Source organism: Hyphomonas atlantica corrig., assembly GCF_000682715.1.
Classification (GTDB): domain Bacteria; phylum Pseudomonadota; class Alphaproteobacteria; order Caulobacterales; family Hyphomonadaceae; genus Hyphomonas; species Hyphomonas atlantica.
The window spans coordinates 1-12888 of the sequence record NZ_AWFH01000023.1 but is presented as its reverse complement, the minus strand read 5'-3'; the positions used below and the strand labels follow the sequence as shown (position 1 = coordinate 12888).

Annotated in this window: 13 protein-coding genes and 1 tRNA gene; 7 read left to right on the top strand and 7 right to left on the bottom strand. The window is 56.8% G+C overall.

Annotation, left to right across the window (positions count from 1 at the left end):
* Window positions 1-47 precede the first annotated feature (47 nt).
* Window positions 48-1268: an NADP-dependent isocitrate dehydrogenase gene (locus tag HY36_RS10020; protein WP_035552073.1), complete on the bottom strand. Its 1221-nt coding sequence runs from the start codon at window positions 1266-1268 to the stop codon at window positions 48-50.
* Window positions 1269-1316: 48 nt separating this feature from the next.
* Here HY36_RS10020 and HY36_RS10015 point away from each other — a divergent pair, with 48 nt between their 5' ends.
* The 3 genes from HY36_RS10015 to HY36_RS10005 all read left to right on the top strand — a co-directional run bounded on the left by HY36_RS10015 (window position 1317) and on the right by HY36_RS10005 (window position 4380).
* A complete protein-coding gene (locus HY36_RS10015; protein ID WP_162175981.1) occupies window positions 1317-2342 on the top strand; it encodes a hypothetical protein in 1026 nt (341 codons plus the stop codon).
* A 63-nt stretch (window positions 2343-2405) separates the two neighbouring features.
* Window positions 2406-3158, top strand: a complete 753-nt coding sequence (locus tag HY36_RS10010) for an RNA methyltransferase (protein WP_035552068.1) — start codon at window positions 2406-2408, stop codon at window positions 3156-3158.
* On the top strand, window positions 3148-4380 hold the full coding sequence (locus HY36_RS10005) for a TIGR03862 family flavoprotein (RefSeq protein WP_035552066.1): 1233 nt from the start codon (window positions 3148-3150) through the stop codon (window positions 4378-4380). Before HY36_RS10010 ends, HY36_RS10005 begins: the two co-directional genes overlap by 11 nt.
* On the opposite strand, the gene HY36_RS10000 is transcribed toward HY36_RS10005, so the two are convergent.
* A complete protein-coding gene (locus HY36_RS10000) occupies window positions 4381-5145 on the bottom strand; it encodes a crotonase/enoyl-CoA hydratase family protein (protein ID WP_035552064.1) in 765 nt (254 codons plus the stop codon).
* Window positions 5146-5257: 112 nt separating this feature from the next.
* Here HY36_RS10000 and HY36_RS09995 point away from each other — a divergent pair, with 112 nt between their 5' ends.
* Together HY36_RS09995 and HY36_RS09990 are read left to right on the top strand one after the other, a co-directional pair.
* Window positions 5258-6451, top strand: a complete 1194-nt coding sequence (locus tag HY36_RS09995; RefSeq protein ID WP_035552063.1) for an acyl-CoA dehydrogenase family protein — start codon at window positions 5258-5260, stop codon at window positions 6449-6451.
* Between the two features lie 4 nt (window positions 6452-6455).
* A complete protein-coding gene (locus tag HY36_RS09990; RefSeq protein WP_035552060.1) occupies window positions 6456-7496 on the top strand; it encodes an acyl-CoA dehydrogenase family protein in 1041 nt (346 codons plus the stop codon).
* On the opposite strand, the gene HY36_RS09985 is transcribed toward HY36_RS09990, so the two are convergent.
* Entirely contained in the window at window positions 7493-8446 is a 954-nt protein-coding gene (locus tag HY36_RS09985) for a LysR family transcriptional regulator (RefSeq protein WP_035552057.1), read from the bottom strand. The genes HY36_RS09990 and HY36_RS09985 overlap by 4 nt on opposite strands.
* A 64-nt stretch (window positions 8447-8510) precedes the next feature.
* Between HY36_RS09985 and HY36_RS09980 the strand changes: the two genes are divergently transcribed.
* Window positions 8511-9089: a hypothetical protein gene (locus HY36_RS09980; RefSeq protein ID WP_155841852.1), complete on the top strand. Its 579-nt coding sequence runs from the start codon at window positions 8511-8513 to the stop codon at window positions 9087-9089.
* Window positions 9086-9718, top strand: coding sequence for a GNAT family N-acetyltransferase (locus tag HY36_RS09975; protein WP_241764185.1), 633 nt, complete (start codon window positions 9086-9088; stop codon window positions 9716-9718). The genes HY36_RS09980 and HY36_RS09975 overlap by 4 nt, the downstream gene beginning before the upstream one ends.
* A 22-nt stretch (window positions 9719-9740) precedes the next feature.
* Here the strand turns inward: HY36_RS09975 and HY36_RS09970 are convergent.
* The 4 genes from HY36_RS09970 to pgi all read right to left on the bottom strand — a co-directional run bounded on the left by HY36_RS09970 (window position 9741) and on the right by pgi (window position 12659).
* Window positions 9741-9815 (bottom strand) — tRNA-Phe (locus HY36_RS09970).
* Window positions 9816-9872: 57 nt separating this feature from the next.
* Window positions 9873-10082 (bottom strand): DNA gyrase inhibitor YacG, encoded by a 210-nt coding sequence (locus tag HY36_RS09965; RefSeq protein WP_035552053.1) that lies wholly within the window; start codon window positions 10080-10082, stop codon window positions 9873-9875.
* Window positions 10079-10891: a ribonuclease E/G gene (locus HY36_RS09960; RefSeq protein ID WP_155841851.1), complete on the bottom strand. Its 813-nt coding sequence runs from the start codon at window positions 10889-10891 to the stop codon at window positions 10079-10081. Before HY36_RS09960 ends, HY36_RS09965 begins: the two co-directional genes overlap by 4 nt.
* Before the next feature lie 211 nt (window positions 10892-11102).
* Complete coding sequence (gene pgi, locus HY36_RS09955) at window positions 11103-12659, bottom strand: glucose-6-phosphate isomerase (RefSeq protein ID WP_035552048.1); 1557 nt, start codon at window positions 12657-12659, stop codon at window positions 11103-11105.
* Window positions 12660-12888: the final 229 nt, after the last annotated feature.

The following is a 12888-nucleotide window of genomic DNA, read 5'->3' as shown; positions in this document are numbered from 1 at the left end:
CCCCGCAGTTTCCTGCGGGGCTCAACTTTAATCTGGTCCTGCAGGGATCAGGATTTGGACATGGCTTCCTGGAAGTTCTTGTCCACCGCTTCGATGAAGCCTTCGGTCGTCAGCCATTCCTGGTCCGGGCCGACGAGCAGGGCGAGGTCCTTGGTCATCTGGCCGTTCTCAACCGTCTTGATGATGGTCTCTTCCAGCTTCTGAGCGAACGCACGTACATCCGGCGTGTCGTCCATGCGGCCACGGTGGTCGAGACCACGCGTCCAGGCGAACATGGAGGCAATGGAGTTGGTCGACGTCGCTTCGCCCTTCTGGTGGTTACGGTAGTGACGCGTCACCGTGCCGTGTGCAGCTTCAGCTTCCACCGTGTTGCCATCCGGCGTCATCAGAACGGACGTCATCAGACCAAGCGAACCATAGCCCTGAGCGACCGTGTCGGACTGCACGTCGCCGTCATAGTTCTTACAAGCCCAGACATATCCGCCGGACCACTTCATGGCTGCCGCAACCATGTCGTCGATGAGGCGGTGCTCATAGGTGCCGCCGAATTCGGCGAACTTGTCAGCGAACTCATTGTCGAACACTTCCTGGAAGATGTCCTTGAAGCGGCCATCATAGGCTTTCAGGATTGTGTTCTTTGTCGATAGGTAAACCGGCCATTTGCGCTGCAGTCCATAGTTCATGCTGGCGCGGGCAAAGTCGCGGATCGACTCGTCCAGATTGTACATGCCCATGGCAATACCGGAGGATGGGAAGTCGAAGACCTCAAATTCCTTGGAGTCGGAGCCGTCGGATGCTTCCCATTTCATGGTCAGCTTGCCCTTGCCCGGCACAAGGAAGTCTGTCGCCTTGTACTGGTCGCCGAAGGCGTGACGGCCAACGACCACCGGCTGCGTCCAGCCGGGTACGAGGCGCGGCACGTTGGAAATCACGATCGGCTCGCGGAAGACGACGCCGCCCAGAATGTTGCGGATCGTGCCGTTTGGCGAGCGCCACATCTTCTTCAGATCGAATTCCTCAACGCGAGCTTCGTCCGGCGTGATCGTCGCACATTTGACAGCGACGCCGTACTGCTTCGTTGCATTGGCCGCATCGACGGTGATCTGGTCATCCGTTTCGTCGCGCTTCTGGATCGACAGGTCGTAATATTTCAGGTCGACATCGAGATAAGGGTGAATCAGTTTGTCCTTGATCATCTGCCAGATGATCCGGGTCATCTCATCCCCGTCCATCTCGACGATCGGGTTTTTGACCTTGATTTTCGCCATGTGCATGCTTCCTTTGCCATTCAAACGGTTTGGGCTCGGCTATAGCAGGTGTTTGGCCCGCGTCAAAAGAGCGGTTTGGCACTTCGGCGGTTCAGCTGTCATTCAGCCAAAAAGTGTTTGATCGACCGACGGATGGGGGACGCCGGGATGGTGATTTCAAGATTTCTGTTTGCAGGACTAAGTCTGTGGCTTGGGATTGGTTTATCGGCGTCTGGCTATCCGATTGATGATCTGAGTCTATACGAGAAAGTATATCTGGAAGGCATGGTCACAAACTCGCCGGTGCTGATCATCGATATTGATCGAGCGGGCAACCGGGTAAAGGTGCAGGAAGATGACGGCTTTTCCAAATGGGTGCCTGCTGGTCGCATCATGTCGAAATGGGAAAACCGCACGGATGCCATGAAAAAAGTCGGCGGGATCGGTCTGATCGCCTACTGTGTCTATAAGGTTCCAGATTGCGACTCCGCACGCCTTGGCAGCATGCTGTATCAAAATGAGTATGTTCCAGGCGCCCCTCTGCCCAAGGTAGGGGGTGGCTTCGTTCCGTTCGTTTCTTCGCCACGCGATTCCGATCCGGCGCGGCAGGCAAAATCAGGCGGCGTACCTGATTTCATGAACCCCGACACGTTCGAACGAATTCCCGGTGCCGCGCAAGATGGGGCATCCGGACAATCCGCTTCACTTCCACCGTCTTCGGATCTGTCGAAGTCGCCTGATGTTCCAGAAGTGGGAACGGTCGAGGCTGCAATTAATGCCGGGATGATAAGGTTTCATGTCGAAAATGGGTGTCAGGAGGCGGTGGAGATCGAATACGCATTGCAGACTCCAAACTTTCAACGGGCGTCTCCCTTCGTGATTGCGCTGGATCCCGGCGAGCGCAAAGGTGTTAAGCTTGGGTCCCATTCGGAATTTGATCGAGCTTCGATTCTGTACATCCATGCCAAAAGCCAAGGCCACGAGTGGGGTGGGGCCGAGCTGATCACGATTGACGGCAAAACTCAGAAGTTCATGGAGCCATCCTATACAACACTCCCAAATCAAATTCGCCTCGTTCGACTAACTTGCGAATAGATGGCCCGGTAAGGGCAGCGATGCTTGTTGACGTTCCAGGGCTGAATGGGCACTGGAGGCTGCATGTCAAATCCTGCAATTATTCTTCATTCGCCGCAGCTTGGCGAGAATATCGGTGCCGCCGCGCGCGTCATGCGCAATTTCGGTCTTACAGATTTGCGCCTCGTCACGCCGCGGGACGGCTGGCCGAACCCAGCGGCCGACACGATGTCCGCTGGCGCGTTCGAGGCCGGTGTCACAGTGCAGGTTTTCGAGAACCTCCCGGATGCGCTGGAGGGCATCATGTGGTTGGCCGCCGCCACGGCGCGTCTGAGGGGAATCGAAAAGCGCGTGGGCGACGCTGCCGACGCCGCTGACGCCGCGTTCGAGCGTCTCGGCGCCGGCCAGTCCGCCATCATGTTCGGGGCGGAGAAGTCCGGCCTCCCGAATGATGCGGTGGCTGTGTCGGACTTTCTTATGACCTATCCGGTGGACCCGGACTTCAAGAGCCTGAACCTCGCCCAGGCCGTTTGCGTTTTCTGCGCTGAATGGGGCAAGCGTCGCGAGGATGCGGACCGGGTGATTTCTCAAGACAAGGCGAAACTGGGCGAACCGGCTCCACGCGATGAACTCTACCGCATGTTTGAGCATTTCGAGGACGAACTGGCGCGCGCGGGGTACTTCTTCCCGCCCGAAAAGACGCCGCTGATGAAGGACAATCTGCGCGCCGCGCTGATCCGGGCCGACTGGACACGCCAGGAGGTGCAGACGTTCCGTGGCGCGATCAAGGCGCTGGCCCTGGGGCGCGGCAAGGCCCGGGTCGATCGTGACGATTGACGCCCCGCTCGATGCGGCTGTGATTGGCGCGGGACCTGCCGGACTCATGGCGGCGGAAATGATCGCGGATGCGGGGCGCCGCGTTGCTGTGTTCGAGGCCATGCCCAGCCCGGCCAGGAAATTCCTGATGGCCGGCAAGAGTGGACTGAACATCACCCATGTCGCCAGCGATGCAGACCTTGCGGCAGTCTATCCGAACGCACCCCAGCGCCTCTTGCAGGCCGTCACGGACTTTGGCCCATCCAGAATTCAGGACTGGATGGCACAGCTGGGTGTTCAGCCGCTGACCGGTCCGACCGGGCGCGTTTTTCCAGAACAGATGAAAGCGTCACCCCTGCTCAGGGCGTGGCTGGCACGTCTGGAAAGCAAAGGTGTGGAACTGCATACCCGTCATCATTGGATCGGGTGGGAAGAGTCCGGCGAACTTATCTTCCTCACGCCGGACGGGCAAAGGAGTATCCCGTGTCGTGCCCAGATTTTCTCGCTGGGTGGAGCAAGTTGGAAACGGCTGGGGTCAGACGGTTCGTGGCTTCCGGCATTTGAAACACTGGGCGTTCCTGTATCGCCCTTCCGCCCGTCGAATTGCGGCCTGAGGATCAATTGGTCGGACAGGATGCAAGCCGAATTTGCGGGCGCGCCCGTCAAGAATGTAGCCGTGCGCTTCGAAGACCAATCAAGCCGGGAGGAGTTCGTGATTACCTCGCGTGGTATGGAAAGCGGGGCTGTGTTCACCCTGTCTCTCAGCGTTCGCGATGCGCTAGAGCGCGCATGCGAAGCCACGATCCATCTTGATCTTCTGCCAGATGTTTCTGCTGAAGACGTTCGACACCGCCTTTCAAGGCCGCGAGGCAAACAGTCCCTGTCCAACCATCTTCGCAAGACGCTGAACCTGGCCGGAGTGAAGCGGGCATTGCTTTTCGAATTCGGTGGGCTGGAAGCGGCTGAAGCTCCAGATCAACTTGCCCGTCTGATTAAGCACTTGCCCGTGCCGGTCATCGGCCTTTTTCCTCTGGATGAAGCCATATCGACGGATGGCGGAATATCCTTTGAGGCGCTGGATGACCACTTCATGCTGAAACATCGTCCCGGACGGTTTTTCGCCGGCGAGATGCTGGACTGGGACGCGCCAACCGGGGGCTATTTGCTCACGGCATGTCTTGCCACCGGACGCGCAGCGGGGCGTGGCGCAGTCCGGTGGCTCAACAATGCGGAGAATACTTGACTAACGCCCCTTCCAGACGGGTGCACGCTTTTCGATAAAGGCCTTGGGGCCTTCCTTGAAGTCTTCTGTGCCAACGATGCTGGCAAACGCCTTGCCGCTGTCCTTCCAGAGTTCATCATCGCTCTTGCTGGTAGCGTCCATAGCAACGGCGCGGCTTGCAGACACCGCAAGAGGCGCGTTCGCTGTGATCCTGGCAGCCAGTGCCTCTGCTTCTTTCATCACGTCAGCTTCTGGCACGACCTTGTTGACCATACCAAGCTCATATGCGCGTTGAGACGGAAGTGGATCACCCGTCAAGATCGCTTCGAGTGCAACAGCCCTTCCGATTGCGCGGGGCAGCCGAAACAGACCACCGGCACCTGCAACGAGCGACCGTTTCACTTCGGGAAGGCCGAAGTTTGTATCGTCGGCGCATACAATCATGTCGCAGGACAAGGCGATTTCGGTACCGCCAGCGAGCGCTGAACCGGTGATTGCTGCAATTAGCGGCTTTGTGCGTTCACGACGCGCGATGCCAGCGAAACCACCCTTCTTCGTGGAGAGCGCTGCGCCATTACCTGCAGAAATCTCCTTCAGGTCTGCGCCTGCACAGAATGCCTTGCCGACAGCGGTGAGAATGCCCACCCAAACCTCCGGATCCGCTTCCATCTGGTCAATGGCGGCTTCCATTGTGCTGGCCATTTCGCCATTGATTGCGTTGCGCGCTTCCGGGCGGTTCATCGTGATGATCGCGACATTGCCTTGTTTCTTGTATTCGACGGGCATTGAGTGTCCTCCTTTGATGAAACTCAGCTAGCCAGCTTTACGCTACGGTGTGCAAGACTCAGTTCAATTTTGGTGTTGCCGGACCTTGGGGAAGTCGTTCGAGACTTGTTTCATGGACCTGACACTTAGCCCCGAATATGCCGAATTTCGTGACCATGTCGCGGAAACGCTCAAAACCAATGCCCACCTTGCGCCCGGACCGAACGACAAGGGACTGAAGCATCCGAAACGACTCGCCTGGCAGGCCTTCCTGATAAAGGAAGGGCTCACGGCGAGGACAATACCAACTGAGTATGGGGGGTACGGCGCTGAACCGGATATTCTGAAGTCACGCATCATTGCTGAAGAGTTTGCGCGATCCGGTTTGCCAAGACCGCTTGCCGGACAAGGAATATCCATGTTGGTTCCTACCTTGCTGGAACTCGGTACGCCGGAGCAGAAAGCAGCCTATATAGAGCGAACGCTGAAGGGAGAACTGATCTGGTGTCAGGGATATTCCGAACCCGGAGCAGGATCGGATCTGGCTGCGCTGCGAACAAGTGCGGTGGAAGATGGCGATGACTTTGTCATCAACGGCCAAAAGATATGGACGTCTACCGCACGACAGGCCGACATGATTTTCTGTTTGGTGCGAACCGATCCTGAAGCGAAAAAACATCACGGCATAACCTACATTCTTTTCCCGATGGATATTCCGGGTATCGAAGTTCGTCCGCTCGTAGACATGACGGGTGCTGCCAATTTCAACGAGGTTTTCTTCACAGATGTGCGCGTGCCGAAAAGCGGAGTGGTGTTCGAGGTCAATAAGGGCTGGCAGGTCGCCAATGCTACGCTGACCCATGAACGGGGCATGTTGGGGGACCCCAACGCGACGAAAGCTCGCTTTGTTGAACTGGTCGAACTGATGAAGTCGGAAATCTTCAACGGAGAGCGCTTGATCGACAATCCAGTACTGAGGGATCGATTGATGGCGTTGCAGGCTGAAGTCTACGCCATGCAAGCCAATGGGCTACGTATCATGACCAGTCGCCTAAAAAGAGAGTCCGCAGGAATTGCGGGGCTGATTGTTAAGCTGCAAGGTTGTGAACTCAATCATCAGATCGCGGGGCTGGCGATCGATGCGTTGGGGGAACTTGGCGTGCTCTATGAGGAGGGTGAGCATCTTCGTGCAGGCGGAAGCTGGCAATGGAGATACATGTACGACCTCGGACTGATCATCGGTGGGGGCACAGCCCAGATACAGAAGAATATTATTTCTGAGCGCGGTCTTGGAATGCCGCGTGAACCAAAATTGGTGAGAGGATAAAGCTATGGAGTTTGGACTCTCAGAAGATCAGGTGATGCTTCAGGAAACTATCCGGCGTTTTGTTGCTGATGAGGCCTCCCTGGATACAATTCGCGCAATTGCGGACCAAGAGAGCGGCGCTCAGAATGTTCTGGACGAAAAGATCGCCGCGTTGGGTTTGGATGGATTGCTGGTTCCTGAACCAGAGGGCGGTTCAGGACTCGGGGTTCTTGACGCCATTCTTGTTCAAGAGTGTTTCGGGTACGGACTTGTGCCGTCTAGATTTCTGGCAAACACGGTAGCGGCTTATGCTTTTGGCGCGAGCGGTTCGGAACTTGCTGGTAATATAGCGTCCGGTGCTGCCAAATTTGGTTTGGTTTTGAACGATGTTGTTTCCCGCCGGGACTCCTCCGGTATACAGGTTAGTGGCACGTCGGTAACCGGGAAATCGCTCATGGCTATTAATGTACGCGATGCAACGCATCTTCTGTTCTATTCGGATGATGCGATTCATTGTGGCGCGCCTGACGAGACAAGCGTTGTTAAAACTATTGACCGGACACGTGAATTCTTTGAGGTGGCTGTCGCGGGCGCCGATCCGGACGCAAAGACTGCTGACGTCGAACAAGTGTTTGCGGTTGCATCTGTATTGATCGCTTCGGACACGCTCGGCGCTGCTCAAGCGATGCTGGACAAGGCCGTGGTGTATGCATCTGAGCGTGAACAGTTCGGCCGTGTGATCGGATCGTTTCAGGCCGTCAAGCATCTGTGCGCCGAAATGGCGGCGAAGCTCGAACCATGTCGTGCCTTGCTTTGGCATGCCGCGCACGCAATTGACGAGAACGACGACGAGGCGATCACCATGGCATATCTCGCGAAGGCGCACATGTCTGACGTGGCGACATTTATCGCGCGCACGTCAACTGAGGTGCATGGTGGTATGGGGTTCACGGATTTAGTCGGGCTACACTATTGGTTCAAACGTATCGGCGTTAACCGGCAATTGTTTGGAACGCCAATGGTGCTTCGTGAACGGGCGGCGAGACAGCAAGGCCTCGTTGCCTAGCCTAAATTCAATGTGACATTCAATTGCCGGAACCAATCACTTTCTGTTGGTGAGAACAGCCCCACAAGCCAATCAAGAAACCCATCGGCGCTTTTCACTCTTCGCAAACGCGGAGACTGTGTGAGCCAAATATCCAGGGCGGGAAGACCGGGGATGGGGCAGGCAATGACGTCAGGATACCGATGTATGATATGCGTTGGAAGAATGGCGGGGGATACTCCAGCGCTACAGAACGAGATCATCGCTTCCATGCTGTTCATACGGCGCATCATATCCAGACCCGGGAACAGTGTACGGGATTGTTCCAGTTGGGAGGCGTAGGACGCATGCACGAGCGCGTGCGCTTGGGTTAAGTCGGAAACCGATGCGGGAGTCCCGTTCGATAATTTCCAGTCGGACGAAACGAATGCCGCAAAGTGGGAGCGGCCTATCCGGCGTGAAATCTGGTCCGGGTTTCTGGGGCGATACGTCTGGATCGAAATGTCCCAGGCCGAGTCCTGCGATTCTAACGATGAGTTGCTGATTGAAACATCTATTGTGAGTTCGGGATTGAGTAGTTGAAACTCTGCAAGTCGCGGCACAATCCAGTATTGAGCCAGTGGTTCATTGCAGACGAGGTGGATTGCACGTCCGACGTCGTTTGCCACAGAGCCGACCTCTATTTGGGCAGCATGAATTGTGTCAGCCATTAGATCCGCGTGACGTAACAATGTTCGGCCGGCATCGGTGAGGTCTACGCCGGTATGGTTCCGTTGGAACAGTTCCGCCTGGAGCGCAGCTTCAAGATCGGTCACCCGTCGGCTGATGGTCGGCAATGAGCCGCCCAACACGATTGCAGCGGCGCTCATGCTGCCCGTTTTGGCCACAGCCCTGAACACACGCAGCCTGTCCCAATCGAACTGATCGAACGGCGCTTCACCGCCTATCGTGTGTGAAAGCCCCCGTTTCATTCTGTGCCGAAGTCGCCCGCCTGAAACTGTGTCATGGAAATTAACCATCTAATGGAGAAATTTCATGAATGCAACGCAGACTAGAAAAATGGTGGTTGCGGATGTGGATCCTTTGGCCTTCGAGAGACGAGCAGGCGACTTCGGGTTCAGATTGGCCACACGCAGCGAGCTCGACCAGGCCGTAGCGATGGCTGAAGAACTAATCGACGGGAAGCTGGCCTCCGTTGATTCTATCGCGGATATGAACAATTGGACGGGAATGACGGCTTGGGTCACTGGTGATCCTGTCGACGGAGTTTTTCTCACACTGCCCCTGACAGAGGCAGGAGAAAGCGCTGTGCGAGACGGTTCATACAATCCTGCGAAACCCCTGAAGGCGCACTTGGCCAACATGGGACGGTGTGTTTCGGCGTTTTACGTCGGTGTTTATGCGGGCAAGACGTACGAGGCACGAAAGAAGATCATGACCGTTTCCGCGGTCCTGCGCGTTGAAATGTTCGGGGCATTTCCCGCATATGCGCGCGGCGCGACGGCAGACGGTCGCCGGTCGATGGAAAGTCTGGGCTTTCAGAAATTTGAAGGCGGGCTTCCGGATTTATACGTGCAGCCGCCATTCCAAACGCTGATGGACCAGGCTTCGTGACTGGGGCGCGCAATCGGATCGGAGAGCAAGTATTGCTGCGCCCCGTGCCGCCGGAAGCCTACCTGTCTTACACGGCGGAGATGGTCAGAACGCTTGATGAATATCATCAGGTTAGCGCCATTCGGGCCGCAGTCTTCCTATCCGAGCAAGACTGCCCTTATGAAGAAGAATTTGACGGCAACGATCTATGCGCCACGCATTTCCTGTTAAAGGCGAAGGGGCGGCCGGTCGGAACTTTGCGGATCAGATGGTTTGCTGACTTCGCAAAGCTTGAGCGCATCGTATTGTTGCCCTGCCAACGCGGCCGACCAGGTCTGCGTGTACTGCTCGCGACGGCGTTTGAGCTGGTCGCCCGCAAGGGATACGAACGAATGATCGGCCAGATTCAAGCGCGCTTATGGCCAGTCTGGTCGCGGACGTTCAGGTGTCGTTTGATAGATGGCCGAGCTCCATTCTGGTTCTCCGATTATGAGTATCGGGAGATCGAGATATTCATCCCACGCCATCCTAAGGCACTTCAGATGCTTGAGGACCCGTACCTCATTATCCGACCCGAAGGTGCCTGGGATGAGCCCGGGGTTCTGGAGGCATCTGCCCAGAGGAGCAATTCAGGAGAACAGGCAGCTTAAGGAGACGCGATTTCACTGGAAATGGTGCCCGGGGGCGGAATCGAACCACCGACACGCGGATTTTCAATCCGCTGCTCTACCCCTGAGCTACCCGGGCAGGTCACTGGGGAAGCGCGGTATCTAACGAAGGCTTTTGGTCTTGTCCATGCTGTTTTCAGTCTTCTTCTGACATCTCTTGTCCGGGCGTGTCATCCGCCATGTCAGCGGGCGCCCCGGGAATAGCGTATCCATCCGAGAGCCATTTGTTCAGATCAATGTCGGCACAACGCTTCGAACAGAACGGTCGATAGTCTGCTGCTACCGGTTTGCGGCGACACTGCGCGCATTTTGGCTTGGAAACTTTAGGCGAGATCGGCTTGCTCATGGACTTTTGTAGACACTCGGTTTGCTTTTAGTGAAACCCTGAATGGTCAGTCTTTGACCGTATTTATCGGCCAGTAGGTCTTTCAAGGGGCGACCCACTTTTTCCAGCCAATCATAAGCGCGTTCAGGCAGCTCAAGGGTGTACCTGTCCAGGCGATTCTGTGTCGCCGCTTGTTCAAGTATTCTAAGGCCCTCAAGGCACAAGGTTTCGTCTGAGGCGTCGCCATTGTTGTTTTGAAGGCGGTCGCAAATAGGTGTTTCGCGCCAAGGGAGAGACATTTCCATCAAGCCGAGTTGGGACGGGGCCAGTATGGTACTTGAAGTTAAATCGGCTGCTCTCAGCTCTGACTTCATCGCGTCCTTTATCTTCTGACGCGAGCCAGCATTTAGGGGGGCCACACAGTCCAACACGACAAGTCCACCGAGTTTTCGAAGTTTCAACTGTCGCGCCAATTCGCGGCATGCCTCGAGATTGATCTGAAGTGCGCGGCTCGCGGCGCTTCCGGTTCCCTGGCGACCGGCTGTGTCGATATCGACTGAAGTCAGCGCGTGAGTGCGCTCTATGCGCAATCGTCCGCCTCTCGGCAATGTCAGTGCGCTCGAGAGTGCCTCATCGAAGGCCGCGGCGACGATGGGATCTCCCGGAGCTACGTCTTTAGTAGCTCCGTTCGACCAGACCAATTGACCCTTTGCTGGTGTTTTGTCGTTGAGCAGTTCGGCTCGCGGCAGCTTGTCTCCCCGTGCTTCGGAGGCAATTGTAACACGCACGGCCTGTCCTTCGGTGAGGCGGTGTGCATTCGGGAGACGCATGAAGGCCTCTGGGCCCGTATCGGTTTCGATGAAGGCGCCTCCCTGGTCCGGTCGGAGGGCACGTATTCTGCCGTTTGTTTGCAAGCCGAACGTCAATCTTTGACCTTGGTCTGACCAGCGCTCAAGGTTCAGCGCAACTGGCCGGTCCGCGTTATCCAGCAACACTTGTCGCGTTTCACCGACACAGGTTTCACGGAGAATCCGGATTGCGTCAGTTCCCCGTGATCATTGCGATAAGCGAATTGGTGACTGTGTCCGCGGCCGTCGCTTCACCGGCGACCGCAGGCTTCAGCCGAGAGGCCATGGTCTTGCCACGCTCAACTCCCCATTGGTCGAAAGGGTTCAAGCCCCATAGGTGACCCGCGAAATAGGTCCGATGTTCGTAAAGGGCGACAAGGGAACCAAATGCCTGGGGCTCGAACTGGCTATGTGCAAAGAAAGTCGAGGCGCGTCCGCCCGCATGGACTTTCTGTCGGGCGACTTCGTCGGTCAGATCAGGTTCTTCCTGTTTCACTTCTTCGAGCGTTCGGCCATTCGCGAGTACTTCCGCTTGGGCCAGCGCGTGAGCCGTCAGCGCTTTAACGCCTTCCGCATCGCGATTGCGATCGGGCGCGAGGATAAACTCGCATGGGACGTCCTGTGAGCCCTGATGGAGCCACTGATGATAGGAATGCTGGCCGACCGATCCTTCGCCGCCCCAGAGCGCTGGGGCCGTTGCGCCTGAGACAGCATCGCCGTGCGGTCCTACCGATTTGCCGTTCGATTCCATTTCGAGCTGCTGCAAATACGTCGGCAGCATGCGCAACCGGTTTGCATAGGCGAGTAATACGCGCATCTTCTCTTTGCGAATTGTCGCGTTCCAGTAATCGAGAAGCGCGAGCTGCATCGCCGCATTCTGGGCCATTGACGTCGTTCTGACGTGTTCGTCCATGTCTGCGGCACCCGTCAGGATATCTTCGAATACGTCTGCGCCGAGATAGATCATGCAGGCGAGGGAGGCGGCGGACCAGAGCGAGAAGCGGCCGCCGACGGACAGGGGCATGTCGAAAACATGTGCTTCACGTCCATCAAGCCAATTCTTCGCCCGGTCGGGATTTGCTGTCACCAAGGCAAGGTGTTGTTGCGATTTGTCGCCGATTGTCGCTTCCAGCCATTTGCGTGCGCGCGCGAGGTTGTAGAGTGTCTCCTCTGTGCCGAAGGATTTTGAGACGCCAATGACGAGGGTGCGCTCCGGGTTGAGCCCGGCGATCGCACGATCAAGATCGAACGGGTCGACATTCGCGCAAAATCTCAGATCTATCTCATCCGATGCGTGATCCTGGAAAGCGTCCGCAATCAGGCGTGGTCCGAAATCAGATCCGCCAATGCCGATATGAAGGACGGCGTTGAAGCGCTCGCCGGTGGAGCTGGTGACCGCTCCGGACGCAACATCCCTGGCGAACGCCAGAGCGGGAAGTACGCTTTGGCGGACAGATTCTGCCTCTCCCGACAAAGAGGATTGCGCACGGAGGGCCCAGTGGAGAGCGGGGCGGTTTTCCGACGGATTGACGATGTCGCCGGCGAACATTTTGTCGGCCGCGTCTTGCAAGCCTGATGAATCTCCAAATTGCTGAAGAGCGGCAGTCGATTCGGCGTCAAGAAACTGGCGAGATAAATCGATAGACCAGCCGCAGGCGTTCAACCTGCTTGAGGTTGCGCGAGCATCGGCGAGTTTCTTCAAAGGCGTCCGAGCAAGACGGTCCGCGTGCAGGGTCAGGTCATCGATCATGTCATTGTCCTTGCGTGAATTTTGTCGATTTCGGCTTATCCGTGCTTTGCAGGCGGGGCAAGACGGGAAACCTGACCGCAGTGAACTGGCAATTGCGAGCTTGAAACCCGCGCCGCAGATGGCTATGAGGCGCGTTTAACGGGCTATCCAGCCTGAACGCGTAACCCGTCCGGCGGGCCGGACACCTAAACAGAATTGAGGAGAGGCCCGATGGCCAAGGCAAAGTTTG